General features: G+C 45.2%; 30 protein-coding genes. 9 read left to right on the plus strand and 21 right to left on the minus strand.

What is annotated here, in order from left to right; all coding sequences use genetic code 11:
• The first annotated feature begins 140 nt into the window (after positions 1–140).
• A complete protein-coding gene (locus M2132_RS03855) occupies positions 141–923 on the plus strand; it encodes a HipA family kinase (RefSeq protein WP_280671715.1) in 783 nt (260 codons plus the stop codon).
• Entirely contained in the window at positions 901–1,287 is a 387-nt protein-coding gene (locus M2132_RS03860) for a DUF3037 domain-containing protein (protein WP_280671713.1), read from the plus strand. The genes M2132_RS03855 and M2132_RS03860 overlap by 23 nt, the downstream gene beginning before the upstream one ends.
• Positions 1,288–1,401: 114 nt before the next feature.
• On the opposite strand, the gene M2132_RS03865 is transcribed toward M2132_RS03860, so the two are convergent.
• Both M2132_RS03865 and M2132_RS03870 read right to left on the minus strand, forming a co-directional pair.
• Positions 1,402–2,781: a DUF4270 domain-containing protein gene (locus M2132_RS03865; protein WP_280671711.1), complete on the minus strand. Its 1,380-nt coding sequence runs from the start codon at positions 2,779–2,781 to the stop codon at positions 1,402–1,404.
• An 88-nt stretch (positions 2,782–2,869) separates the two neighbouring features.
• Positions 2,870–3,682 (minus strand): glycogen/starch synthase, encoded by an 813-nt coding sequence (locus M2132_RS03870; protein WP_280671708.1) that lies wholly within the window; start codon positions 3,680–3,682, stop codon positions 2,870–2,872.
• Between the two features lie 545 nt (positions 3,683–4,227).
• Between M2132_RS03870 and panC the strand changes: the two genes are divergently transcribed.
• The 3 genes from panC (at position 4,228) to M2132_RS03885 (ending at position 6,940) form a co-directional block, all read left to right on the plus strand.
• A complete protein-coding gene (panC, locus tag M2132_RS03875) occupies positions 4,228–5,079 on the plus strand; it encodes a pantoate--beta-alanine ligase (protein WP_280671706.1) in 852 nt (283 codons plus the stop codon).
• A 39-nt stretch (positions 5,080–5,118) separates the two neighbouring features.
• Positions 5,119–5,475, plus strand: a complete 357-nt coding sequence (gene panD, locus M2132_RS03880) for an aspartate 1-decarboxylase (protein WP_280671704.1) — start codon at positions 5,119–5,121, stop codon at positions 5,473–5,475.
• Positions 5,476–5,614: 139 nt separating this feature from the next.
• Positions 5,615–6,940 (plus strand): MATE family efflux transporter, encoded by a 1,326-nt coding sequence (locus M2132_RS03885; protein ID WP_280671701.1) that lies wholly within the window; start codon positions 5,615–5,617, stop codon positions 6,938–6,940.
• 206 nt (positions 6,941–7,146) lie between these two features.
• Here the strand turns inward: M2132_RS03885 and M2132_RS03890 are convergent, their stop codons facing one another.
• From M2132_RS03890 to M2132_RS03970, 17 genes are all read right to left on the minus strand, one after another.
• On the minus strand, positions 7,147–7,338 hold the full coding sequence (locus M2132_RS03890; protein WP_280698208.1) for a hypothetical protein: 192 nt from the start codon (positions 7,336–7,338) through the stop codon (positions 7,147–7,149).
• Positions 7,339–7,375: 37 nt separating this feature from the next.
• Positions 7,376–8,221 carry a diadenylate cyclase CdaA gene (gene cdaA, locus M2132_RS03895; RefSeq protein WP_280671699.1) on the minus strand — a complete coding sequence of 282 codons (846 nt, stop codon included), beginning with the start codon at positions 8,219–8,221 and terminating at the stop codon, positions 7,376–7,378.
• Between the two features lie 26 nt (positions 8,222–8,247).
• A complete protein-coding gene (gene folP, locus M2132_RS03900; RefSeq protein WP_280671697.1) occupies positions 8,248–9,087 on the minus strand; it encodes a dihydropteroate synthase in 840 nt (279 codons plus the stop codon).
• A gap of 15 nt (positions 9,088–9,102) precedes the next feature.
• A complete protein-coding gene (locus M2132_RS03905; RefSeq protein WP_280671695.1) occupies positions 9,103–10,278 on the minus strand; it encodes a Xaa-Pro peptidase family protein in 1,176 nt (391 codons plus the stop codon).
• 199 nt (positions 10,279–10,477) lie between these two features.
• Entirely contained in the window at positions 10,478–11,029 is a 552-nt protein-coding gene (locus tag M2132_RS03910) for a hypothetical protein (protein WP_280671693.1), read from the minus strand.
• The gene (locus M2132_RS03915) at positions 11,026–11,559 is read right to left on the minus strand and encodes a glycoside hydrolase family 19 protein (RefSeq protein ID WP_280671691.1); all 534 of its coding nucleotides are present in this window, start codon (positions 11,557–11,559) and stop codon (positions 11,026–11,028) included. The genes M2132_RS03910 and M2132_RS03915 overlap by 4 nt, the downstream gene beginning before the upstream one ends.
• Positions 11,537–11,986, minus strand: coding sequence for a phage holin family protein (locus M2132_RS03920; protein WP_280671689.1), 450 nt, complete (start codon positions 11,984–11,986; stop codon positions 11,537–11,539). Before M2132_RS03920 ends, M2132_RS03915 begins: the two co-directional genes overlap by 23 nt.
• A gap of 101 nt (positions 11,987–12,087) precedes the next feature.
• A complete protein-coding gene (locus tag M2132_RS03925; protein WP_280671687.1) occupies positions 12,088–12,324 on the minus strand; it encodes a hypothetical protein in 237 nt (78 codons plus the stop codon).
• A 4-nt stretch (positions 12,325–12,328) separates the two neighbouring features.
• A complete protein-coding gene (locus M2132_RS03930) occupies positions 12,329–14,482 on the minus strand; it encodes a hypothetical protein (protein ID WP_280671685.1) in 2,154 nt (717 codons plus the stop codon).
• Positions 14,475–14,696, minus strand: a complete 222-nt coding sequence (locus M2132_RS03935) for a hypothetical protein (protein ID WP_280671683.1) — start codon at positions 14,694–14,696, stop codon at positions 14,475–14,477. The genes M2132_RS03930 and M2132_RS03935 overlap by 8 nt, the downstream gene beginning before the upstream one ends.
• A gap of 5 nt (positions 14,697–14,701) precedes the next feature.
• The gene (locus tag M2132_RS03940; protein WP_280671681.1) at positions 14,702–15,781 is read right to left on the minus strand and encodes a hypothetical protein; all 1,080 of its coding nucleotides are present in this window, start codon (positions 15,779–15,781) and stop codon (positions 14,702–14,704) included.
• A gap of 5 nt (positions 15,782–15,786) precedes the next feature.
• A complete protein-coding gene (locus M2132_RS03945) occupies positions 15,787–16,317 on the minus strand; it encodes a hypothetical protein (protein WP_280671679.1) in 531 nt (176 codons plus the stop codon).
• A complete protein-coding gene (locus M2132_RS03950) occupies positions 16,295–17,458 on the minus strand; it encodes a hypothetical protein (protein WP_280671677.1) in 1,164 nt (387 codons plus the stop codon). Before M2132_RS03950 ends, M2132_RS03945 begins: the two co-directional genes overlap by 23 nt.
• On the minus strand, positions 17,455–17,952 hold the full coding sequence (locus M2132_RS03955) for a hypothetical protein (RefSeq protein WP_280671675.1): 498 nt from the start codon (positions 17,950–17,952) through the stop codon (positions 17,455–17,457). The genes M2132_RS03950 and M2132_RS03955 overlap by 4 nt, the downstream gene beginning before the upstream one ends.
• A 19-nt stretch (positions 17,953–17,971) precedes the next feature.
• A complete protein-coding gene (locus M2132_RS03960; protein WP_280671674.1) occupies positions 17,972–18,580 on the minus strand; it encodes a hypothetical protein in 609 nt (202 codons plus the stop codon).
• A 110-nt stretch (positions 18,581–18,690) separates the two neighbouring features.
• Positions 18,691–19,770 carry a hypothetical protein gene (locus M2132_RS03965; protein WP_280671672.1) on the minus strand — a complete coding sequence of 360 codons (1,080 nt, stop codon included), beginning with the start codon at positions 19,768–19,770 and terminating at the stop codon, positions 18,691–18,693.
• 56 nt (positions 19,771–19,826) lie between these two features.
• On the minus strand, positions 19,827–20,930 hold the full coding sequence (locus M2132_RS03970; protein ID WP_280671670.1) for an ATP-dependent Clp protease proteolytic subunit: 1,104 nt from the start codon (positions 20,928–20,930) through the stop codon (positions 19,827–19,829).
• A 323-nt stretch (positions 20,931–21,253) separates the two neighbouring features.
• On the opposite strand from M2132_RS03970, the gene M2132_RS03975 reads away from it, so the two are divergent.
• Positions 21,254–21,475, plus strand: a complete 222-nt coding sequence (locus M2132_RS03975; protein WP_280671668.1) for a hypothetical protein — start codon at positions 21,254–21,256, stop codon at positions 21,473–21,475.
• Positions 21,476–21,618: 143 nt separating this feature from the next.
• Positions 21,619–21,885 (plus strand): hypothetical protein, encoded by a 267-nt coding sequence (locus M2132_RS03980; RefSeq protein WP_280698210.1) that lies wholly within the window; start codon positions 21,619–21,621, stop codon positions 21,883–21,885.
• Here the strand turns inward: M2132_RS03980 and M2132_RS03985 are convergent.
• Positions 21,877–22,107 carry a hypothetical protein gene (locus M2132_RS03985; protein WP_280671664.1) on the minus strand — a complete coding sequence of 77 codons (231 nt, stop codon included), beginning with the start codon at positions 22,105–22,107 and terminating at the stop codon, positions 21,877–21,879. The genes M2132_RS03980 and M2132_RS03985 overlap by 9 nt on opposite strands.
• A gap of 127 nt (positions 22,108–22,234) precedes the next feature.
• Positions 22,235–24,979, minus strand: coding sequence for a hypothetical protein (locus tag M2132_RS03990; RefSeq protein ID WP_280671662.1), 2,745 nt, complete (start codon positions 24,977–24,979; stop codon positions 22,235–22,237).
• Between the two features lie 180 nt (positions 24,980–25,159).
• Here M2132_RS03990 and M2132_RS03995 point away from each other — a divergent pair, with 180 nt between their 5' ends.
• On the plus strand, positions 25,160–25,897 hold the full coding sequence (locus M2132_RS03995) for a hypothetical protein (protein WP_280671659.1): 738 nt from the start codon (positions 25,160–25,162) through the stop codon (positions 25,895–25,897).
• 41 nt (positions 25,898–25,938) lie between these two features.
• The gene (locus M2132_RS04000) at positions 25,939–26,721 is read left to right on the plus strand and encodes a hypothetical protein (protein ID WP_280671657.1); all 783 of its coding nucleotides are present in this window, start codon (positions 25,939–25,941) and stop codon (positions 26,719–26,721) included.
• Positions 26,722–26,724 lie beyond the last annotated feature (3 nt).

The following is a 26,724-nucleotide window of genomic DNA, read 5'->3' on the forward strand; positions in this document are numbered from 1 at the left end:
CCATAAACGATACAAAGATAAAACTTAAAACATTTATAGAAGCTAAAGCCTTGTACTAAAGTACATAGTTTTAACTAGCGGTCTTGAAAAATAAATCGTATCTTTATTGTCACTAACAATTCAGAGAGGGAAAACAGAGAATGAAACTCAGAACAGTAAATGCCGTCCGTTACATAAAACCGCTGCGCGAAGGCGGGTCTTTGCCCGCGCTTGCCGATGCCGACGATGGCTTTAAGTATGTTGTAAAATTCCGTGGAGCAGGACATGGAACAAAAGCCTTGATTTCGGAACTGATTGGCGGAATGGTAGCTCAGACATTGGGTTTTCATCTGCCCGAAATGGTGTTTGTGAATCTTGACGAAGCATTCGGACGAACCGAGGGCGATGAGGAGATTCAAGACCTGCTACAAGCCAGCAAAGGGCTGAACATGGGCTTGCACTTTCTGTCGGGAGCCTTCACCTTCGACCCCGTTGTGACCACCATCGACCCGCAAACAGCATCGCGCATCGTATGGATGGACGCTTTCTTGACCAACGTAGACCGCACGGCGCGCAACACCAACATGCTGATATGGCATCGGGAGTTGTGGCTCATAGACCAAGGGGCATCGCTCTATTTTCACCATACATGGACAGGATGGGAAAAGTACGCCCTCACGCCCTTCAAGCAGATACAAGACCATGTGTTGCTACCCCAAGCATCCGAGTTGGAAGAAGCCGACAGCCATATGAAAGCCCTGCTCACAGACCAGACGTTGCGCCGGATAGTGGATACCCTGCCCGACGAGTGGCTGCAGTGGGACGACACAGAACTGTTGCCTCAGGAAATAAGGGATGTTTACTACCACTACCTGACCCTGCGGCGCGATAATTCTGAAATATATTTAAACGAAGCTGTCAATGCAAGGAAATCACTTATATGAATATGCCGTTATCCGTGCTGTTCCTTGTGTTGAGCGCGATGAGTTTGTGAACGTGGGCGTAATCTTGTTCTGCAAACGTCAGAAATATATACGCACGCTTTACCGTGTAAACGAAGAACGCATACGAAGCCTGTCGGACGATTTCGATATCGACCTGCTGCACAATTACCTGCAAGCTTTCAGTAAGGTTTGCGACGGTGCGGCCAATTGCGGCCCTATCGCACGGATGGACGTACCCGAGCGTTTTCGCTGGCTGACGGCCGTACGCAGCTCTTCGCTGCAAACTACCCGTCCGCACCCCGGTTTTTCGCCCGATTTGGACAAGACCCTGCAAGCCTTGTTTGCGGAACAGGTGCTACTATAAAAAAAGAGCCTCCCCCCTTTTCGGAAGAGAAAGAGATGAGAATAGACACAAAAAACGGCCAAAGAAGCATTTATTCTTTAGCCGTTTTTCGGTTTATAAGATAACTCTTTATAACTATTCTTTAAACTTGGTGTAGGCGAACTTAAACTTCAGATTCTCGCCATCGGCACGCAGTATGGCCGTAGATGGCTTCATGTAGTGATACACGTTGGTGGTTGTTCCCGACGATGTGAGCTCCACATCAACCGGAACAAGAACAAACACAGGGTCGGTTGTCAGCCCCAGAGTGCGGTAATGAGAAATAAGCGACGACAGGTTGTTGAAGTCGTACGTATTGGTGGTGGTGTTCAGACTTGCCAACACACGCGATTTTTCGTCTACAACCTTATACGACCGCTCAAAGAAGGCCGTCATCGAATCTTTGTCGATAAGCAACAGACGCGAAGGACGCGAAGGGTTAATCCCGAAGAATGCGCTTTCTTTTTCGCTATATCCTTTCACATTGAGGCTTGCCATATTTATAACCAGCGATGTGTCAACAACGCCGTTCTTGTCGGTCATTTTGCTCAGTACATCTTGTAGGGGGAACTTAAACTCGGTACATACACCGGCAGGTGTTTTCAGATAAGTTGCCGTGGGGTCGTTAAATATCTCGTTGGGGATAGCGTTCTGCACACGGTTCATCTGAATCACTTCGGGCGTCGCGCTGAGGGTAAACAGAGCCATACGGACGGTATCGGCCGTATTGTCGTGGTTGCCCATGGGGTCGTTGTACGAATAATATATGTCGATAGACGAACCCGAGAGGTTGATAAGCGCACCGCTGCCCATGGTGTTTGTCACATACATACCCTTGAAAAACTCGTTGAATGTTTTATCGTCATTAAAAGCATTGGAGTTGTGGTAAGCATCGTAAAAACGCTGCCCGAAACCGACTCCAAGGTCAACCGACAAAAGTCGTTGGAATACAGACGAGTTTGGCAGTTTGTTTTTTTGTACACCGGCTATCGAATAGGCCGTTTGCCCCAAGAGGTCAGATTTGCTGTAATATTCGGCAGGGTCAAATTTTGTATAGAAATTGCGGTCGAGGCTCCGGTTCACTTCGTATACCGAAACGCCCATCTGCGCCGTGGTGTCGCCATAGAACGTGGTGAAATCGACCGAAAAGAAAACCGAGTCGATACTTATAAAACCTTCCTTAAAATACAAACTGTTTTTGCCGGGGTTGTAAAACTGGCACATGTAGTCAGACTTTACCTTGCCAAAGGTGGGGTCGTCATACTCGCCCAGCACCCCTTTTATGGTACGTGCGAATATGGAGTCTTCCATCGACACGGTTTTGGCTGTCAGGTAAACCGAATCAACGCCAAACTCTACACCATCGCCCGGAGGGTAGATATTGCCCCCTAACTCTGTCAACGAATCGCCGCACGATGAAAAAATAAGGAAAAGCGCACAGATAGTGCTGTATATAAAAGATTTTACGTTCACCATTATAATTTTGTTGTAATTACAAATTCCGCCCAAATATCTGAAAAAAAATCTAACACTAAAGGCAGTAAATCCTTATTTTATGTTTTTTTTATGAATAGAGGCTGTCGTAAAAATTCTTGATAGGGTCGACCGACGATTTCACATCCCCTTGGTAGGGTAGGAATTTCGTACCGCTTTCTTTGGCATAATCCAACACGGCGGGATTTATGTTTTCTTCGCTTTGGATAACGCCATCGGCATACTTCATCGCGAATTTGGTGAGCTTCACATAGTCCACATTGCCGTCAAGGTCGTTTATCTGGTCGTCCGATATTCCTTTCAGTTTGAGTTTGGAAGTAAATTTATCGGTAAACGATTGCTTGAAGCCATCGTTGTATAGCGAGTAAACCACCTTCGAGTTTTTGAAGCAGGGGTCGTCGGCGAAAGCCGATTTTATGTACAGCGGCGTCAAGGCCGTCATCCAGCCATGGCAGTGTATCACGTCGGGTATCCAGCGTAGTTTCTTTATTGTTTCGAGCACACCGCGCACGTAAAAGATGCTGCGCTCGTCGTTGTCGGCAAACTCGTTGTCGGCATCGTCGGCAATGGTGTATTTGCGGTTAAAGAAATCGTCGTTATCAATAAAATACACCTGCATCCTTGCCGCTTGTATAGAAGCCACCTTAATGATAAGCGGATGGTCGGTATCGTCTATGATAAGGTTCATCCCCGACAAACGAATAACCTCGTGCAACTGGTTGCGCCGTTCGTTTATATTGCCAAACTTTGGCATGAAGGTTCTGATTTCCTTACCCGATTCTTGTATAGCTTGTGGTAATTGTCTGCAATTTAATGAAATGGGAGATTCCGGCAGATACGGAGAAATTTCTTGTGTAATGAATAAAACTCTTTTAGCGCTCATTTTTTTTATTGGTAATTGAGAATACAAAGATAATAAAAAAAAATCTGGTTTTTTGCAACCCCCTTTCGTTAAATTTAAATACAAACCCTTTATTGGTGGTATAAAGGAGAGGCTTGTTTAAATCGTAAATGAGTGGCAACGCCGTTTTCAATCCGTTGGGCTAACCCTATAATGCGCACTCAAAATATTTTAATTTGTGAATAACATATTTACAATCTTGGAATAAACAAACAATTAAAAAAATGTGGCGCATTGGGAAAGCAGATGGTAATTGTCTGAAAAACAACAAATATCCATCTTGTAATACTGAGTGGAACGAAGGATCTCGAACAAAAGACACATATAGATTTTTCACCTTGTTCAGAAGGACAAAAGACACAAATATTTATAATAAGCCGTTTGGCATAAATTCTCTGCAACACACTACGGGTTAAAAAAACTATAATCTTTTCTGTTTTCATAAATATTTAGTTGCTTTGCATCGTTTTTCGGGTTATGATGAAAAAACAACAACTAACAATCGTTGGAAAGTATAATTTAAAACTATGGTTCTATTCCATACCATAAAGGAACTCAAAGAGGCTATCGGACCGCTACGTATGGCGGGAAAAACCATCGGATTTGTGCCAACAATGGGTGCTTTGCACGAAGGACACATTTCGTTGGTGAAGGAGTGTTGCGCAGGCAACGACATTACGGTTGTCAGTATTTTTGTGAACCCTACGCAGTTTAACAACCCTGACGACCTTGCCAAGTATCCACGCACGCTGGGGCAAGACATGGAGCTTCTGGAGGCAGAAACGGGAGCCGATTTTGTATTCGCACCTTCGGTCGAGGAAGTTTATCCCGAGGCCGACACCCGTGTTTTCGACTTCGACCCTCTCGACAAGGTTATGGAAGGTACAGCCCGCCCCGGACACTTCAACGGTGTGGCGCAGGTGGTGAGCCGTCTTTTCGAGATTGTGAAACCCGATACGGCTTATTTTGGCGAAAAAGACTTTCAGCAGTTGGCAATAATCAGACGGATGGTTGCCCAATTGCAAATGCCCATCGCGATACAGGGAATGCCCATCGTCCGCGAAAGCAACGGATTGGCAATGAGTAGCCGCAACACACGCCTGAGCGTCCAAGAACGGCAACAAGCCGCCATCATATACAAGGCATTGAAGCAAAGCGTCCGTGATGCGGAGCAAAAAACGGTAAACGAGGTAATAGCCCAAACCATAGCCACGATAAACGCCGAGCCCGGCTTTGAGGTAGAATATTTCGTTATTGCCGACGGAAACACTTTGCAGCCTATCGCCCAGTGGAGCGAAACAGACTATGCCGTTGGGTGCATCACCGTATATTGCGGCGCGGTGCGTCTTATCGACAATATTACGTATTTCAGAAAATAAGGTATTCAAACACAAAACAACGATTTTCGAAACAGAGCGATGAAAATAGAAGTTTTAAAATCAAAAATACATAGGGTTACCGTTACCGAGGCTAACCTCAACTACATTGGCAGTATCACCATAGATGAAGACTTGCTCGATGCAGCCAACATCATTGCCGGCGAAAAAGTAAATATCGTGGACAATAACAATGGCGAACGCTTCGAAACCTATGTCATTAAAGGCAAGCGGGGGTCGGGCACGGTTTGTCTGAACGGGGCGGCGGCGCGCCGTGTGCAACCGGGCGACATCATCATCGTTATATCGTATGCCCTGCTCGATTTTGAAGAAGCCAAAACCTTCAAACCGTGGGTTATCTTTCCCGATACACAAACCAACCGTTTGCTGAAGAAGTAATAACGTACCCACACTGATAGGCATTCTTTCCTTCCGGCTTTGCATATCCGCCCGAAAACAAGTAACGAAGCCTTGATGCGAAAATACGGATATGCACCAACAGAGTTTCGTGTAAACGTTTTTTAGATTAAAAAAATATATGTACTCGTATAAAGATATATGGCGGGTGAGCCTCCCTATCATGTTAGGGCTGCTTGCCCAAAACATAATGCAGATAGTGAACACCCTCTTTCTGCGTCAGATAGGGAGCGTGGAGTTTACCGCATCGAACATTGCGGGTATTTACTACATAGCTTTCTTTATGTTGGCCTTCGGTTTCAGCGTGGGGGCGCAGATAATGATAAGCCGCCGCAATGGCGAAGGAAACCATTTCAGGATAGGCAGCATAGTGATACAAGGCATGCTGTTTCTGGAAGTGCTTGCCATGGTGTTGTTCGGGCTGTCGAGCTACTTTTCGGCACACATGCTGCCGCTCATCATCAAGTCGCCCGAAGTTTGCGCCGCCGCCGAGCATTATCTCGAATGGCGTATGTATGGGTTCTTCATATCGTTCATCAACGTTATGTTCCGTTCTTTTTATGTGGGTATTGCCCGTACATCGGTGCTGACTATCAATGCCGTGATTATGGCCACGGTAAACATCGTACTCGATTATGTGCTTATACTCGGCAACTTCGGTTTTCCGAGCATGGGTATTGCCGGGGCGGGTATCGCTTCACTGTCGGCCGAGGTAGCATCGGTTATCTTCTTCCTTATCTATACCTACAAGACGGTCGATTTGCGCAAGTATGGCTTCCACCGTATGCGTTTCGATTTCAGGATTGTAAAGAATATTCTTAACATCTCGGTTTTCACGATGGTGCAATACACCCTTTCGCTGTCTACATGGTTTATATTCTTTGTGGCGATAGAGAATCACGGGCTGCGCGATGCCGACATAGCCACCACCATCCGTGTGTTTTATATGGTGTTCTTCATCCCGATGAATGCCCTTGCCACTACTGCCAATACGCTTGTTGGCAACACTATGGGGCTGGGTAAGATTGACGATGTTATCCCCCTCATAAAAAAAGTATGTAAGCTTATGCTGGCGGTTATTGTGGCAATGATGGCCGTAACCATCATCATGCCCGAATACTGGATATCGCTGATAATGACCAGTAGCGACATGCAACTGGTGCGCGATGCCGTACCCGCGCTGCTTGTAGTGGTGTTTGCCCTGCCTTTCTGCGGATTGGGCTCGGTGGTGTTCAACTCGATATCCGGAACGGGAAACACACGCACGGCTCTTGCCTTCGAGATAGTGACACTGTTCCTCTATATGTTTGGCGTATGGCTCATCGTGATAGAGTGGAAAGCACCTGTTGCCGCTTGTTGGGCTGTGGAGTACATTTATTGGGGATTCCTGTTCCTGTTCTCGGTGCTTTATCTGAAATTCGGCAAATGGCAGCTCAAAAAGGTGTAAACACCCCTCCCAACCTTCCTAAAATGGGGAGAGGCCGTGTTGTCACGGTTGAACGATAGTGAAACATCTCTTCCCTCAAAAGAGATTCCTCCTTTGTTTTAATACGTAGGGATTACCAATTACTCAAGTTGTTAAAGATAACGGATTGTTTTCGGAATCTTATTTCCCGGTTCGCAGGGACGTTTCGGGTTACGCGCGCGTTGTGCTTAGCGAGATGATTGACGCTTTGCTTTCTTCTTTATCATAACAACTGCTCCCACCAAGCCAAGGGCACAGCCAAATCCTTTCAGAAAACAAATTAAGTTTGCTTCAATCGGAAACAACTGCTCGGCCAATGAGGTCAATGAAAAAATAAGAATCCCGATATATAACAGATTGTTTTTCAGTTTGTTTCGCATATCGTTTCGTTTTAATGTTGAGGGTAAGAAAGACCGTTTAAGCGGGCGTAGCCTCTGTATCCTTATCGGAAGGGGCATTTGTTTCGTCCTGCGGTTTCTTTCCTTTTTTGTTTTTCTTGATAAGTGTTTTGAGAAGCATCTCCTGCAATTGTTCGGGAGTTACGTTCTGCACTATGCTGTCGCCTATGGCGTAAGATATTTTACCTCTTTCTTCCGACACAACGATGGCTATGGCGTCCGTTTCCTGCGTTACGCCCAGAGCCGCCCTGTGGCGTAGGCCAAAGTGTTTGGGTATATCAGCCCTTTGCGACACTGGCAGAATGCAGCCTGCGGCCATAATTTTACGTTTGGCTATTATCATTGCGCCATCGTGCAGGGGTGTGTTTTTGAAAAATATATTCTCGATGAGGCGTGTGCTTATTTCGGCGTCGAGAATTTCGCCCGTTTGCTCAAAGTTGCCCAAACCTATTTCGCGCTCAATAACAATCAAAGCTCCCGTTTTTGTCTTTGCCATGTTCATACAAGCCAAAACCAACTGGGTTACATTGCTGTCTTGAACCGCCTCGCTCTTTTTTGCGCCAAACACCCTTGCCAAGTACTTAAAGGTGCGATTAGTGCCCAAGCTCACAAGGAAACGCCGTATCTCGTCCTGAAAAAGGATGATGATTACCAACAACCCCACGTTCACAAACTTGTCGAGAATGGCGCCCATCAACCGCATTTGCAATACATGGGTTATCAGTATCCACAGGATGATGAAAGCCACAATGCCGTTAAAGATAGCCGTCATGCCCGAACGCTTCACCAAACGGTAAAGCTGGTACATAACCACTGCCGTGAGTATGATGTCTATTATATCCTTTATTCCGAAATGTTCGAGCATATACCGCGTTTTCTACAAAATTGGCATCAAGATACTAATTGTTTCATTATCGTCACCGTTTCTACAGCTTCTTTAACATCGTGCACCCGCAAAATATTAGCACCGTGTTCCAAGGCAAAAGCATTCAGCACGCTGGTAGCGTTGAGGCTTTGGGCAGGAGTTATATTCAGAAGTTTGTATATCATAGACTTACGCGAAATACCCACCAGCAAAGGCAGTTCAAACACCTGAAATTTGTCCAGTTGGCGAAACAGCTCGTAGTTCTGCGCCAATGTTTTGCTGAAACCGAATCCGGGGTCAACAATCACATCGCAAACACCCAACTGACGGAGTTGGGCTATCTTCTCCGAGAAATAGAAGAAAATGTCCTGAACAAGGTCGTCGTACCCGGTGTACTGTTGCATGGTTTGAGGCATACCCCGCATGTGCATCAGTATGTATGGTACGTGCAGGTTGGCAACAGTTTGGAACATGTTTGCGTCAATCTGGCCGCCCGATATGTCGTTCACGATAGCCACGCCGTATTCTTCAACCGCACAGCGCGCCACATCGGCATAAAACGTGTCGATAGAAAAAATCGCATCGGGAAACTCGCTGTTCAAGACGGGCATAGCCCCCCGTAGGCGTTCTATTTCCTCTTGGGCGGTAAGCAGGGTTGATGTAGGCGTTGTAGACTGCGCACCGATGTCGATAATGCGTCCGCCTTCGCCGATAATCTGGGCGGCACGTTCCACAATTTCCTTCTGGGTTTGCTTGCGGCTACCCGAAAAAAACGAATCGGGCGTGATGTTGAGAATACCCATCACAAGCGGATTGTTTTCCAGATTCCACAATTCGCCTTTTATGTTTATGGTGAGGTGGTTCATTGCGTGTTGTTTCTCTTACAGTTCTATAATATTTTCTTCTATCGGCGTGAGGTTTTCTATGCCTCCGGCTGTAACCAGATATGTGTTTTCTATCCCCACGGGGCCTACACCGGGTATCACATACTTGGGTTCGAGGGCAAAAACGATGTTTTCTTCCAGTAAATCCTTAGAACGGGGCATCAGCACAGGTACTTCGTTTATTTCTATGCCTACGCCGTGGCCAACAAATTTGGCTTGCTGTTTAGTCCCCATAAAATAGGGTTCGAGGCCGTGTTTTTTAGTTACATCAACTGCCATGTTGTACAAATCGGCACAGGGAGTACCCACGCGGGCTGTGTCGCGGGCTATGTTGTGTATCTCGATGGATGCCTGATGGGCTTTAAGTGCCAAATCGGAAGTTTTACCAACGGAATATACACGCGATAGGTCGGTCATCCACGGCGTGTAGTTACCCGCCAAATCGACCATAATGGTCTGTCCTTTGCCAATCACAGCTCCGCAAGCACCTATCGGCAGCGATGGCGATACACCTTTTCCACCCAGCGCGAAATCGAAGGGCGATGGTTCTTCGGCATTCTCGCCCGCCAGTAGGCTGCCTTGGTAAACGTCCATGTTTTCGCCATAAGTACGGAAAAGCCCCGACGAACCGTGCAGCAGCATCTCACGCTCTATCTCGGCTTGTAGCGCAACGTCGGTCATCCCATGCCTGTATAGCGAGGGGATAAGCCCATAGACGGCCATATGACGCTCGGCGCAAATCCTTACCTGACTTATCTCCAAATCGGTTTTCACGCTCCGTTGCTTGCGTAGCAAAGGCGAAGCATCTACCGTTTCCTTTATATTCAATGCGCCTATCAGGCGGTTGCAACTGTTGTACGACAGTGCGTCGGCCTCAAGCAATACCTTTGTGGGCAGAGGTAAACCCCTGTTTTGCAGTTCTTCGGCAATCTGTTCGGGTTTGCGGATAAACACCGTATTGGGTAGCCATACGTCCGAAGGACGCTTCACAAAATGCAAAGCCTCGCCCTCGGCTGGCAGATAGAAGTATCCGGCATAGATAATGCCTGTTGTGTAAAACACATTTACCGAGGTAGACAGGATGCAAGCATCCGCACCTAAGCAACGCACAGTTTCCTGCAACCGTGCCGTGCGCATCTTTATATCTTTATTAAGTTCAGTTTGATAATCCATAATATCTAATCGTTTTTTTTAAATCATGAATGCAAAAGTATGAAAGAATATTGCACAAAAAAACGGACAGGTTAATTAAAATGTTAGCATTTCATAATAATATTACTACATCCGAAAAATGTATTTTTACCGGTATTGATAATACAGCGTTTTGTCGTTCTGAAGGAGGGAGCGCCTCGCCCTCCCCCCCTTCAGCATCTTAAAACTTGTATTTGAGGCTCACGTCCATGCCTTTCCGGTCGAAGTCGGTCACATAGCGGAACTCTACACCCAAACGGTGATAAAACACTCCGCCACCGATGCCCATTCCACCCAGCGATGAATACGACGCCGACACAAACGGCTGCCATACGGGCTGCCGGGCAACGGTCACTTCTTTGTGAATGGGGATGAACTCATAACTAAGCCTTTGCAGCGAATTGTACTGAACCGAAAGGTCTACATCGAGCCGTCCGTTGCGGTCGTCAAAGAGGGTTTGCTTGTAGCTGCGGCAGGCTGTCCAGTCTTCCACAATCTTAGCCGAATCTACCACCTGCACCACAAGCCTATCGACCGTATCGGTACGGTAAACGTAAACAGGCTTCGCCGGAATTTCAACCCTGTATGGCTGCGGTACTTCCACTATCTGCTTCACCGTATCGCCTTTCACATATTTTATTTCTTCTTTTTCGTTGATTAACTGCCTGCCAAGCAGAAAACCCGCCAAAAAGCAAAGCAAACCCACGGCAATGCTTACCCAATGCCTGCTCATACCTCCAAAGTTCTTTTTGCCCGGCTCCAAAGCAAGCAGCGGTCGTCGTAACCGTTGTATCCGCCGTTGATGATTCGGGTTATTTTTTTGAATGAATTGATGGTATTAAGGTCGGCAAGGTCGTTCAACCCCCGATTGTGCCACCACCAGCAAGCCGAGCGCACGGCATATTCGGGCGAAGCAAGTAAGTTGGGATTGGCAAGCAAGTCGATACCGAAAGCCTCCGAAACCTGCTTGTAGTTGCTGCGCCCGGTTATCTGAATCAATCCGCGCCCTTTGAACTTCACGCCATCGCCTTTGTACACATTGCCCAAATCGCGGCGACCCTCGTAAGCCTTGCCCGAAGCTATTTCTTCCATATACCGAAGCTGCCCCGACTCGTGCCCTACCTGAGCCAGAAAAGCAGCCCTGCGCATGGGTGTGTTTATCTCGTAAACCTCCATAAACTGGTTCAGAAAAGGCAGCAAAAGCTCTATACGGCTCTGCTTAGCCTGTGGATATATTGTTTTAACTTGTTCTATTGTTATCATTTTTTGTTTCCTCCTTTTCTTCTTCAAATTCAATCAAATCCGCTTTCTTGCCAAGCAGCTTATAAAATTTCACTTTCACCCGCTTGCCCCGTGCCGCATAATAGTTTACGTAAACACTCTCGGCTTCGATGCAGTATATCACCAAGAGCATAATCAGCGGAAGCAGCTCTATGCCAAACGGTTGCCCAAAAGCCTTACCGAAGGCATAAGCCATAACAATCCACATGACGAAGCCTATTATTTTATCGACCGTACGCCTCACCGCCCGCGAAAACTTAACCAACTCGCCCCGGTAGCGCGAAGCCGCTATGCCAAACCGCAGGTCGGCACAGGTAAGAGCCAAAGCCGCCAGCAAAAGCCATTTTGCCCAAACAAAGAAGTGGAACAAGCCAATCAGAAAATTGTCTGTATATGATATTGTATTCATTTTGTACTGAAAGTTTATGTTTTAACAATTCGTGAAAAAATTAAGAGGCCGACCAAAAATGTTTTACTATTTCTTTTCTGGCCAGCCTCTGTGTTTATAGATTAGATGAACATAAGGAGAGACCTCCCCGTCTCCTCGCTCCAATAGGCTGCGGTGCTAACCGACTGGTTTTCCAGCACATCCGCTTCGGCAGTGTTATAACTGGCAGAAGTAACCGATTGGCTTTCCAGCACATCCGCTTCGGCTGTGTTATAACTGGCAGAAGTAACCGATTGCAGGATATCCTTTTCTTCTACCAAAGCCGACCCGTAGCTGATATTACTTATATGCTCTTCCATAGGCTTACATAGCATTAAGGGTGGTTATGGGGATGCGCACTTGCATGAATGTGCCTGTAATGTCGAAGGCTGGCGATTTGATGCCGTTCACCCCCGTAAATTCGGAGTAGAAATCGGGATGTCCGGAAGCAATGTAATTGCCGTCACTGTCTGTCCGCATTTCATTTGCCGCAGGCGAATTGTTGGCTTTCATACAACGGCAATCGTCCGGGTTCAGATGGAAATAGTAAGGCTTTTGCTTATCTTTCCAGAAATCTTCGTCGATATTCTCAGCGTTAAAATCGAAGTCCTGCGCCCAGCATCTACGCAAATGGCATGCGCCCTTAAGAGTGAATGTGGTTGTGTCGGTAGCAAGAAACGAACTGAGGCATGGGTATGTTTTGCCATTATAAGTAACCGTTCCCGATGTATCGCCTATCGAATTGGGAGCCACAAAATACCAATAACCGGACGACAAGCTTCCCGATGTGATTTTATCGCTCGGAATACTCTCCACAATACGTAATTGTACGGTCTGATAATTGATAACATCGCGTACGGGGAGTATCACGGCATTGCTGCTCGGTGTGAACGATTCCACTCCACTGACGCCCATAAACACATTGTTGCGGGTAACGAGCGACGAGCTGTAAGTAGTGCCTTTGTAAGTCACGGTTGCCTCGTTGTTGTCGTCCGAGCGAACGATATACATCGTATCGGGTTCGATAGAGGTGTTGGCCTCTATCATCTTTGAGCCATCCCAATAATACTTTTGGTCGTTGTGAACGAATAAACGGTCGGTAAGCGGTTTTCCACTTCCATCCGCATAATTATCACGACCTACCCAATTGTTATAATACGTATCGCCCACTTTGGCGGCAAATGTATTTTGCCCTGCAAACATTCCCTTACAGAATACAATGGCTTCGGGCGTTGCCGTAGTACTCATTTGTACAGGCACGGCAACCGTGATGCCATCGAAAGGCTGGTTTAGCGACTCGTTTACACCGTCTATTTTATCGAGCTTATGGCCAAAAGCAAAAGTGCTATCTACGGCTACGCCACTATCCACGGGCAGATTGTGCAGTATGTTGAGCATATTCAGCTTTCGCAAGCCGCCCAGCCAGATTATGTTACTGTCTATGTACCCTTCGGTGCGAACGGTGGTGTCGGCATCGAGGGTAATATTATTATCGGATATCGCAATACTTTCCTTTGGGCTATCCGCATTGAACGAAGCCGCCGCCGTACCATCAGAGGCTATGACTATCGGCTTAACCGTTTGGTTGGAATAACCGAAGTATATACCCCTTGTTTTTGCAAAGCTGTCTATTTCGCCGCCCTCGATAACATCGTAATCGCCCGCTACGGAGTTGTTGGAAAACACCCAGCGACCCGCCGGCACATTCGCACCGCCATATTCCGTATAAGCAGGGATATTTGTTATTCCGGCGGCTGTACATCTGTCAACGAAATTCTGACGCAACTCGTCGGCTGTGTTGCCTGTAAGCAATGTTGCTTCCGTTTCAGTGCCAATCCGGAAAGCCACACGGTCAAATGCCATGTACGTGTTAGATATATTTATCATGTCTGCTTGCGTAATAATCACACTCCCTCGCACAAATAGCGATGATTGAGAGTATGCGTAGTTCAACACAGGAGATAGTGCAAATCCCGCAGGGTCAACAAATGTTGATTGATATATGTAGTACATCCATGTGGCTGCCTTATGATAAATACAATTATATTTTATCTTATTAGTTGCATTGCCCATGGCAACCCAAGAGCTAACGGCAGATTCTTTAAGTTCACACCTTTTGTAATACGACGCAACACTACCTATACCCACAACGCGTTGTATGGTCGCATCGCAAATGGACATATATCTACCCGATGTTTGATTCGAAGTATTCAACACATCTATTACCGTACGATTTATTCCATGCCCTACAATAAACTGAAAGCCGGGGGGATTAGTTGGCATTGTCGCGATTTGCGGGAAATAACCTATACCAAGAATATTATTCCCTATTTGTGTCATATAGGAATTATTCCATGGGTCGTTTGATGTCCCATTGCTATTGTTTCTGCCAAGTACACTAAAAAACCTCGCCGTACTTTTATCAACAATTGCTCCGTACGCATCGTAATACATATCTTTCCATCCGTACTTATCCATTGTTCACCTCGCTTTCTTCTGTTAGGGCTACTAAAACTCTCCCTGTGGAGTATATCATTAGGGTTGCGTTGTCTGTATTTATGATACAGCCGCCGTCAAAAGATTGCTTTTGGGCTTCGGAGGCAAAGACCTGAAATTCTTTCGATTGCCTGTCAAGCATCAGCAAATCGTCTACCTGATAGGTATTTTCGTTATGTTTTATTTCGTATTTCATAGTTATTATTGATTTACACGGGTGAATAAATAAACTGTCGCAACACTGTCGACTGTTGCGCGGGTAACACGCAGCAAAGCATCGGTCGGTAACATTGCGCTCAGGTCGATGCTCGTATCAGCATCCAATGGGATATTTGTCCAATTGGTTGAACTGTCGTTTGGTTTTACTTCCAGCTTCAGCAGGTTCTTGCCGGTTGCCTTGTAGATGGTCATTGCCTCGCCTATCGGTAATATATTTTCCGTGAGTTCCGTAACAAAGGCTATGCGGCGTTCAAATCTCGCACTGTTGAAGGCTTCGGCCAAATCCGTACCGTTCCACAAATACAACCTGTCGTCACACGAATAAACCTTGTTGGGGAAGGGACAGTCCGTGCCGAAAACATCCTTCGTATTGTAGTAAGTGAAGGTAACGTCATCGCCGGGTATCACATTGGTATATACAACATTGCCATCGTTATTGATTCTCGCGCCAAAACAACGGGATGCCGTGCTGTAATAAATACCCTCGAACGTGCCATCCGCACCCACTTTTTGGATAGGAGTATCAATAAAGCCCTCGAAGACAGGGTTTACCAAATCGTGATACACAACCGGGACATTGTCGCCGTTCAGTTTGTCGGCTTTGTTGTTCAATTCCGAAAGTGTGTCGACATTGTAATCGGCCAACGTTTTCCATTTTTCGTAAGTAGCATTACCCCCTACAATAGCCCCCCATCGCCAAATAATTGTACCACGAGCCGCCGTGGCCGTTAGGTCGATGGTTCCATCTTCCTTAACGAGCAAATCGCCAAAAACAACCTGCACAGTCCTGTTGGGTTGCGCTCGCCAAGTCATTACCTGATAGGTAGATACACGGCCTGTTATGTCTACACTCCAATTCTTTTTGCCTTCCGTAGTTGTGTATTCGGCAATAGTATCGAGCGATGCTATAAAATCAGAAAATGAATCGAACGATTTTGTGCTCCAACTACTGTCTTTTATAATATCCTCAAGCACCCCGCCAACACGCTCGGCGGTATTAGCACCGGCTTCGGTTTCTTCTTTTATTTGTGTGGCTCTGCTTAATAAAGTTTCGTCTGCCATAATTTTTAATCTCCTATTATTGAAATTCGTAATCTGTTTTTTTGCTTACCTCCGCCAAAAGCCGCGAAATGATCTTTGCGGGCTTGCAGGTATGCCAAGCACTCGCCCATATAGGTGTCGGCCACTGTGCGGGCATCTTTCTCGGCAGCAAGGCGTTCCTGCAATTCGGCTTGAGTGGAATACTGGTCTTGTTTTTCGACAAAACCGAAACGGGTAACCGAAAAGCTGGTTTGCCGCACCAACCGCGCATACACATAATAGTTGAGCGCCATGCGCAAGCCTGCAAACTCACGAAGGTTGCCTCGGCAGTCTTCGTACTGCCCACCATCCATCAATTGGGCAAAGTCGGGCAAGCCGGCAGGCGGATTATCGCCAGCCCACTCTTTGAGCTGCACGTAAAGGGCATCGCCAAGCTGAGGTTTCACATCGAGCCGTTCGGCCTCGTCGATACAAAGACCGATACGGCCATCGTCAACGTGTTTCGACACGAAGCGCGTGTTCTGTTTTATCTGTTCAATTGTTGTCAGTTGTTTCACTCGATACGTATTTTAAAGGTTCAATCGTAAAGTCGGTAGTGGGCACAGCCATGTGCCAATACCTGAATATCTTATCGAAAGCACGCTCTATCATGCGGCGTTGCGTTCCGGTAACCGTAGAATAATTTTCGTAAGCCTCAACAAGCACCTCGCTCGAAAAGCCCAAGCTCCCCTTGCGGATGCGATGCCATGCCTCCTGCCCAAAAGCAGAATAGATTTTCTCGCAAGCCGTATCGCTGGTCACGCTATAATCCTGATCGTAATTTGTTCCGCCAAAAGACACAAACTGAGGCACTTCCTCATCGTACTCTACTTCCACGTGCAGAATCTTATTGGTGTTTACATCGCCCTGAATCTTAGCCACTTCTTCGGCAATGGAGAGCGAATCGAAAGCCGATTCCTCGTTTTCGGCCGATATGTTCATGCCCCGCTTTGTGACAAGCATGCCCGAAGGATTGAAGTTGTTGCGGGTATTGCGGTAGGCGATGTTCGACAAGCCTTCTTCGGTCGACATCTGAGTAACCACACAGTCGTAAACGGCTTTCGGATACTCTTGCTTACCTGCGCTCGACACCCAGAGAATCTGCCCCTTGTAAGCTTCCAATCCGCCGGCATCGGCAATCTGCTTCTGCACAGTGTCTTTGTCGGGATTGAAGATGTCGATATAATCGACCGTATCGCGTGTGGGGCGAAGCACCTTCGTGCCGCGGCGTTTGGTTCCGCTCCAATCAACAAAGACCGCAATGCGCGACACAAAGCCCTGCTCGTCTTCCTCGCCCAAGCGGCAATTCTCGAACGGAACGTGGTACACCTCAACTATTTCGCCCAAAGCATCGTAATTGACGTGGAGGGCAAATCCATCGAAGGAGGCAAGGTCGTCGGCCACCTGTTGCAGAATGTCGTCGGCCGTGTCGCCCATCGCATTGAGTACCGTCTCGGCAAAAGCCACATCCTTGAACCCGTTGCCCTGAATGAACTGAACGTAACGGTTCAGGCAGCTTGCCCCCGACTCGGAGTTTGCCACAATGGCCTTGATATCCTGCGGATAGAGGTTGTTATGATTGTAAGCCTGAATGCCAAGGTGGGCGATGGAAGGCACATCTATCCGTTTTTCGGCATCTTTTACTGTTTTTACATTCATGGGTTAATGTGTTTTCTCTGTTTTTTTACTCGTTTTGGTTGATTTTCGGTTTGCAGGGCTGCTTCCGTTTCGTTTTCGGGTGTTTCTTCACTGCTTTGCGGTTGGGGTTCGTCTTGTTCTATAAGCTCCTTCCAGTTTTCGGGATAGCGTGAGAAAAGACCGATACGGTGCGGATTGTCTTTGAGCCAAAGCAAGGCTATCTGGTCGGTCATGTTAGCGTTGGTCACAATTTCTTTGAAACGTGCCGATTGGAGAACAACTCCGTTGCATAATCTGAATTTTGACATAGGTCTGAGTCCGTGTTTTTTTAAGGTTGTGTACATTTCTATAAAAGCATCGTTGTAGCATCGGCCACACGAAGTTCGTGCGAAGGGGCGGAAAGTTATCCGCTCGTAGTACTGTTCTATAAACCTGCGGTCGGAAGAAGAAAGCCCGCCCGACAAGGAGCGAGCTTTCATTTCTTGAAGCAGGCTCATGATTTCCTGCTCTGTCATGATGTTGGTTGGCGGGGGATTAAGCCTGTGCTTCGTCGAGCAAAGTTTTAAATGCCGCTGTCGAAGCTTCGGCCGAACCCGCGTAAAGGAATAGAGCCGATTTTGGCACTTTTGTTTCGGTAAGAACAACGTTCCATCCGCCTTCGGTATCGTCCGAATATTTGTCGTTTTCTAAGGTTGAAGCCTTCAAGCCTTGGTAATAACCAACTATCTGGTAAGTAGCTGCTCCCGGACTTGTTGTTTTTTGCAAGCCTTTGTATTTGTTTTCGTAAACGACAACAAATTCGCCGGTTGCCAACGCGTCGATAATCTGAGCCACTTCGGGGCCGTTATCAAGAATCACGAAGCCAAGGTTGTTGGTAAAAGTCTTGCGGTTTGTACCTTCTTCCATCGTTGTGGTGGTTCCGCTGAAAGGAGTTGGCGTAGGCACATAAATTTTGTAACCTTTCGTTCCTTCGTTCAGAGTCAGTTTTTCGATAATATTCTTATTATCATTATTGAATGCGACTTCCGAAAATTTTATATCCTTACGGTTGATTATCACACCGTTTGCTTCGATACCTTTCACTACAAGGTCTTCGCATGTTACTTCGATATCTTTTTCTAAGATTCCATCACAATATCCCATAATAATTTTTGTGTTTTAAGTGTTTGTGTTAAAAATTTAATTGTTTGTTGTTTTGTTTGTTTCATCGTCTTCTCCCATTCGAGGGGGGGGAGGAAGCCAAATGGAGTGTTTTAGTATCCGAAACGAACAAGGTCGTTTTCCCAGACAAGCGTACCTATCTCGTCACGAACGAGCATACGGTTCACTTGGTCGTCTTTCGAGAACCAGATATCGAGTTCGCCAACCAGATTTTCGGAAGCTACACCCGCCCAAAGAGCCGAACGAGAGGCGTAAACCACACGGTGAGGCTTGTTGTAAGTGGTTCCGTTGTCTTCGAAGGCGGCAATCATATCGTCCCAGATAGGCAAAGCGATGATTTCCTGACCGTTGAACTTGGTTGCGCTGATGAATCCGTCGAAAAGCGATTCCCATTGCAGGTCTGAGCCTGTGGTGCGCTTCACGTCGATAGCCAAAGCATCGGCAAACGATTGAGTTGCCAAAACAACCTTGTCTGAAGCCTGACGCAAACGCATGTCGGCGTTGTAAATCAAATCGTCGAAGATGGCTGTTGCCACGCCGGCAGCGCGAAGGTCGTCGCGTTGCGCCTTGTAAGTAGCCGAGCCATTGGCGTCTATTTCAACATGTTGATCGGGATTGGCTGCCGTAAGAGCAAACAAGCGTTTGAAAAGTCCGTCGCACACATCGAAGTATTTTGTGTCGACAGTGTCGGTTACAATACCGCCCGCCGATACGTTCTTAGCGTCTTTGTCGCCAAACCAGAACAAACGCCACAACATGCGTGTCAATGCTTCGCGCAGGCGAGGCTCAACGATAAGGTCTATGTAGTCTGTACCTGTAAGGTCGGCAACGCTCGTTTTTGTACGCATCGCATAGCGAACCAATGTTTCTTTAAGGTCTTTGTAGCAGATTTCTTCGGCTACGGTAAATTCGCCCAAATCCCACTCTTTTTCTTGGGTGGCGATAGCCGTTGCGTTAAACTGCGGACGGCAGGCGTTCTGAATTTCGCCCACAAGCCCCATGTTGCCTATTCCGCCTATCTTTTTGCCATGAATGGCTCCGGGCTGAACGGTGAGTACCTTTTCAATAGCTTCGCTCTGAAGCACCGATAAGAACAGAAGCTCGCGCAAATTGGTTACGGCTCCGTTATCGGGAGTTAGGTTTTTAATAAAATCTTGTCCTGTACTTGCCATGATTTAAAATATTTGTGTTTTTAAGTGTTTGTGTTAAAATGAAGTGTAACGATTACTTATTTGAATCCCCGTTTTTCTTTTTCTTCGGCCAGTTTTTTAGATACGAGGCTTTCTTTGCGATAAGTCATACGGGCATTGTTGCCGGCACGCCCCGATGGTTTGTAAACCGAACGGTATCCTTTCAGCAGTTTGCCTGCGCCGCCTGCAATCTTAACGGCGTTCAGTATGCGGATATCGTCTTGGCTCTTGGCCAAAGCTTTAGCGGTGGCTAACTGTTCCTTCAGAAGCTGAATTTCGTCGAGAGCCTCTTGCAAGGCGGCTTCGATAGCCGAAAACTGGTCGCCTGTGGCTGGAGCGGCTGTTTCTTTCTCATCGCCTTCGGCCGATGCCTCTACGATGTCGGTGATAACTCCGCCTTCTACCACTATGATGCGTCCGTCGGGCATCGCAAATTCGCCATCAGGCTCGGCTGTGTCGCCAATCTGAGGTTCGCCCTCAGTGCGGTCTACAAACAGCGTCAGCCCATCGACTGTTGTAAGGTCTAACATATACGACCTCACTCTGCTACGGCTGCCGCGTCTGCCAAGCAGCCCTGCAATAAATGATTTTGCCATTTTTTTTCGTTTTGTTTTGTTATGTGTTAATAAATCGGGGCTCTGGTTATAGCGTGCAAAAGCTATGTGCTTTGCCTCCGTTGCGAACCCCATTGCAACGGCTTGTGTTTGCGAGATGTAGCTTTCGGTTTCCATCAACGCCGAGAGGGTTTTACGGTCGAGGCGTGTGCGTTCGGCATAGATACCTTCGGCTTGCAGTTCCTTTTGCTCAATCCAGTCGGCAATGGTGCGAAGGTCTGCACTGTCGCCCGACACCCCGTCCACGAAAGGATTGTGAATCATGATTGGGCAACCCGCTATGCGGCGCGTACCTGCAAGGAAGATAATGGAAGCTGCCGAAGCACAATTCTCGACACACTCTGTGGTAACCTCACGGTTGAGGTTCTTGAGGTAGTTGTAGATAGAAAAGCCGACATCCAAATCGCCGCCCACCGAGTTAATTTTGACGTGAATTCCGCCGGCGTTTTCTTTCTCTACCTGTTCGATAACCGAAAGGAGCGAAACCTCTCCTTTCTCGTTTCCGATTATTCCATTAATTTCTATCATTGTAATTTTGTGTTTGTGTGGAAGGCCCTTTTCTTCTTGAACCTGTTCTAATTTACGAAAAAACAATCCGCAAAACGAATAATGCAACCTCTAAGCACTGCAATCCGTTTTCAGTGTATAACAGTATAATAAACAACATATTACACACCAAACACATAAATAAAAGGAAACAAAAAGGAGCTGAATGCTGAAATGCGGTTGCAGTTACCCAGAGCAGAAGAGCAATTAATGAAAAGTTTTATTTTTCTGATTTTTGGGCTTCAAACACCATTCTTTATCAATAATTTTATTACCTTGCACCTTGAATCATTCTGACTTAATTGATGGATACGAAAACGCTGGAAGAAAAGTTAGACTCGCTCGGAATTAAAGAAACGGCATACTCGTTCGACGGAACACTTAAAAACAGTGCCCTGAACATGTTTCAAGATAATAATAAGTGGGAAGTTTTCTTTTGCGACGAAGATGGGGAGCGCACCATCGTTGATATTTTCGATACCGAAGCCGAAGCTTGCGAAGCTATCTATAAGATTTTTTGGATTTGATTCCTCTTCTGTTTTTTTGATTGTTACGGAGTTGATACGTGTTTGCAAGAGGGAATCGCTCTTGCTTGGTTAAAAAAAAGAATTGTAAATAAATAAGGCAAATAAAACAAACTTAAAGAATGTTGATAATACACAATCGTGTTATGAGAACCTGTATTTTATATACCCTGGTTTCAGTGATTCTTATTGCACTGTATTTTATTTCCAACTATTTTGGATTCCCTAAAACCGAGATAGCACTTATCGTTGCTATACTGAGTGCCATATTGGCTATTGCAAACTTCGTGTCCGAACGCAACAACAACCGCCGCACCCGTAGCCGTCAGACATTCCTCTGGGCGGTAGTGGTTACAGCGGTTGTAATGATATTGCTGAGCGGATATTTGCTCTACGATTCTTTGTTAGTTTAAATCGCGTCCAAGACGTTTTATGATATCGTAAAACGTACGTTCGGTAATATCGTATTCGTCCGAAAGAACGGCTGCGATATATACTTTTTTGTGCCCTTCTCCCTCAAGGCGAAGGTATTCGGAATACATCTCCAGATACTGTACATCCTTCGGATTGGCTCCGGCTTGCAGAATGCTTTCAACTAAAGGACGGGCAAAGGTAAGTGCTTCAAATACTTTCATACTGTGTTGTGTGTGTGCTTATTTTTGTGTGTTTGTGTATATGATCTAATATAACGATTTTCGGGCTATTTTGCAAGTTTCGCTGAACTTATTTTGCAGCAAAACTTGCAAAGGTTTTCTGTTTTTTTTACAAAGCCCGGTAGTTGTCTACCACCTGAACACGAGCATCGGTATTGTTAATCTCCTCGACCGACACTACGGGGTTGGGCATCTGTGCCACCGCCCTCGAAAAAGCCCGTGCCAACATCTCCTCGCCCATCACCTGAGCCGACACCTGTCCCGTTGAGAAAGGCACACCGCCACCCAACTGGTTGAAAGCCGACAAAATAGGCGAAAACATAGACGTAGCCCTTGCCGTAAGCACACTTTCGCCATTGCTCAACATAGCCGGAATGTCGTCCGATGTTCCCGAACCGGGGCCCGTTATCAAACCTCCTTCGGCTTTTTTCTGGGTATCTGCCGATTTTGTTGAAGCTTTGGGTGCTTTTTCTGAATTCAGCAATTTCTTTGCCTTGGCAACATTAGTCATAACCGCACCAACGGCAACACCTATTTGAGCTACATAATCGAACGCTGTTCCACCTTTCGCTGCTTTTACCGCATTGGCTATTGCCTCAGCCGAAGCTACTCCAATATTAAACAGTGCCATTGCCTTATTGAACGAAGCCATTGCCGCACTTTCTTCTGCCCAAGCGCCAAACAAATCTTCAAGCCCTGCCCCTACAGCTTTAATGCCGTCGAATGTTTTTTGTAAGTTTTCGTAACGTTTTGCTGTGGCTTCTTTTTCAAGAGCTTCCTTTTCTTGCTCTAATTGCAGCTTTCTATTCATGTATTCGACGTCCGTTTCGTCCTCCAACTGACGCAGACTATTTATCTCAGCTTTTTTTTGCTCTATTCTCATGGTGAGCGTATCCTGTCCATCAAGCTGAGCCTGCATTATCTGGTTTTGCCACTCAATCTGACGCTGATTGTTGAGGGTTGCATTATGAGTTTCACGCGCCTGAACTTCCTGCTTCCTGTATTTTTCATTAATTGCTTCAACATCTGCCCCTGTTTTTTTGGCTGCTTCTACTTCGGCCAAACGTTGGGCTTCCAATTGCTGCAATTTCAGCGTCAGTTCTTCTTCCGAGCCTTTCTTTACAGTAGCAAGCTTATTTTCAACATCAATTCTGACTCGCTCTTTCTCTTTTTGGGTGTGTTGGTCTAATAAATCCGCCAATTCTTTATTAGAGTTTTTCTGAAGTTCTATTTGTTTATCCTTCGATTTTTGTTTTATCAAGCTTATTTCTTCAGCAGTTAGTTCTGTATCGAGTAAGATTGCCGCTTCCTGCTCTCGAGTCAATAATTCTTGTTGTGCATAAAATTCTATCAGTGAAGCAACCCTCTCTTCATAACTCTTATTTTCGTCATCTGCTATTTCTCTTGCGGCCTTAGCTTTTTGGTTTATCTCGTATTCTGTTGTTTCCTGAATAGTTTTCATTCTTCGGGCTTCTTCCTCTTTGGTCAAATCACCTGAAGATGAATAAGGTGTTGTTGGTTTTTCATCTTCTACTGGACCTTCTTTAAATATGACATTGGCATTATCTATTGACTTTTCAAGTTTTTTATTTGCGTCTTTATATAACTGGATATCAATATTTAGACTTTTAATTAACTTATTATACCGTTCTACTGCATCATCTTTAGATTTATTTTCTATTAGCGCAGATGTTGAAGCAGCAGCATTAGCAAGTCCAAACGAAGGTATAGGTACATTGTTTGTTGAATTTCTTCCTTTTGTGACTTTAGCCGCATCTTCTGCTTCCTTTTTTTTCGCCAATAAATTTGTTCGCTTTTCTTCTAACTCAAGTATTTTAATCTCGTTCTGGACAATCTTATCTGCAGCAGCTCTTGCCCTTGCAGTCTTAAGAATAGATTTCGTTAAATTATCGTATGCTGTGGCTCCTTTACCTGCTAAAATTTCTTCGGTAGACATATTTTCAAAATACTTGGGATACCTTCTTTGGAGTTCTTTAGCCGCGGCCAACCTTTCTTCATTCGATTTATTTACATTTTGCGTTGCTTTATAAAGCAATCTCAATTCTACTTGTTCTTTTTTAGCATTTTTAGCTCCATCCAACATTGCTTCATTCACATTTTCTTTTACGAGGCGGGCTTGTTGTGCTATTTTTTCCTGCTCCTCTCTCCATTCCTTGTATTTTTCAATCAAGGACGAGACTATCATTGACAGAATAACTAAACCAATCTGCGCAAGCCCACCAGCAGCCGCTTTGCTTAATCCAAACGACTTAGCTAAATTGTTTTGCGCCTTCCCCAAAAGATTTGTAGCAATTTCCGACGACTGAATTTTCTCTACCAACGTTCCAACCTGTGGATTCACAGCTTTCAACAGTTCCATTAAGCCACTGTCTATATTTTTGTAACTTCCCAGATTAGTTTGTAAATCCTTACTCGCTTTTTCGGCTTTATTTATTTCCAATTGCAAGTTTTTCATTTTAGTTAAGAGAGCCGTTCCTTTTGCGCTTTCGCGCTCTGCTTTACTTAAATTATCAAACTCTTTTGTGGTACTTACTAATTTTGAACGCAAACTATTTAAACTGCTTTCGTGTGCCGTTTCGGATAGAATGCTGCCCATAATCGCTTTTTCATACATCTTCATTTGTTCTTGTGCCGCTTTTACCTCCACATTAAGCATCTTTAGCGATTTTTTATAGCTTTCGGACGACTTATCGTTCTGAAAAGTGTCTTTCAAATCTTTGATCTGATTTTTCAAAGCCTTTATTTTTGCCTGACATTCGGCCATGCCCTCTATTGCAGATTTGTACTGCACCTTGATATCAATAAGCACTTCCTGCTTTGTTTTCTTTGCCATACTATTATTTGTGTTTGTGTTAAGTTTATAAAAAATGTGTATAGTTTGTGGTATGTTCTAATATACAAAAAATAGGCGAACTTTCCAAGAGCCGATGAAAACTCTTTACAGTAAAAAACTCTGGAATATTTCTTTTTTACTTACTTTTGTTCTGAAACAAAAAACAGAACTATTTCAGATATGAAAAAACTAACTTTTTTATTTATCATTTCTTGTTGTTTACTGTCTTGTTCTAATATAAACAGAAAGCCTTATTTCGAATACGGTAATAAAGAACAGAACGAATTTGTCCGAAAACTTTATGTAAATAGCTGCGCTATAAATGAAACATATAACGAAATAAAAAAAGCCGATATACAACAACAATTCGACCAAAACGTACTTTCGTATATGGACTCTGTAAAAGTATTGACCAACTGGATTGGATGGATAACAGATATTGAACTAACAGACCGATATTACGAAGGTTCTAAATTTAAAGAACTTTCATTTAAAATAAATATTAAGATAAGCGAATTTGTTCATTTAACACTATACCATTCAGAGTTTATATATGCCGATAGCCTTAAGAACAACTATATGTACAATAAGGTAAAAGAGCTTGATGGTTATTCGAATGTCTTCTTCGATGGAATAATAAAGAAAAAAGGAAATACAATTGATTATAAGTACGAAGAAGCATCCACATCACCCAATTATAAATTTTATGTAACAGACATAAGTCAAGAAAAACTCAATTCCGAATTACCTCCAAATCTGAAGAAAGCGATAAATCTCAGTTGCGAGTATATAAATAACTTAGACAATGAAGAACTTAAGCAACAATTAGATTCTCAGGTAAATACACTACCAGCTGAGCAGAAAGATTATTACAGCAGGGTTTCCTTTTATTACCTATCAAATTGGCTTGAACAATAATAAATACGCTTATACCTCATTAAAACAGAACTATTTCAGATATGAAAAAACTTATCTTTGCCATTGCCTGTGCCGCATGCGTACTTTCGGCCTGCAACAACAAAAAAACGGCGGAAGAGCCTCAAACCTACGCCCAGTTTCAGAACGAAGAGCAAAACCGCTTCTGCTCGCTGATTGACGCCAGCTTGAACGGAAAGATGAAACCGGCTGAACTCGAAGAAAAAATGCTCGGATTCATCGACTCGATGGTAGTGTTCAACAACTGGAAAGGAACCATCAAAGACGTTAATATTAAAGACGAACTGAAACTCGAATTTAAGGAAAACTACGATAAAATACTCTCTTTCACCATCACCGTAAAAGATTCGGGCAAGGTGGACCAAGATTTCTATTACGCGCGCCGCATCCCTTTCAAAAAGGTGAAAACCGACCATATCTACAATACCGTGAAAGACCTTACCAACGGAACGGAAGTGTATTTCGACGGAATTGTTGAGCAAATAGGATTCAAAATCTCGTACAAAAACGACACGGCAGCCACAAAAACCCTGCCCGCAATGGATTTCACGGTGACCGACATCAGCACCGCCGAACGTCCGCAGGCACTTTCTACAAACGTGAAGCGAGTGGTTGAAATCTATTCAATTTTTGGGCGCAACAAGAAAGAAAAGAAAGATTGGCTCAACAAAGAGTTGCAGCCCGAAGCCGATTCGCTCATCAAACTGCTTACCCCGCAGGAGAAAATATACAGCGACTATGCTTACGACTATTTCATTAACGGAAACGTGAACGCCGACAAATGGGTGGTATACGTCTCTAAATAAAAA

Source organism: Dysgonomonas sp. PH5-45 (genome assembly GCF_029893235.1).
Classification (GTDB): domain Bacteria; phylum Bacteroidota; class Bacteroidia; order Bacteroidales; family Dysgonomonadaceae; genus UBA1309.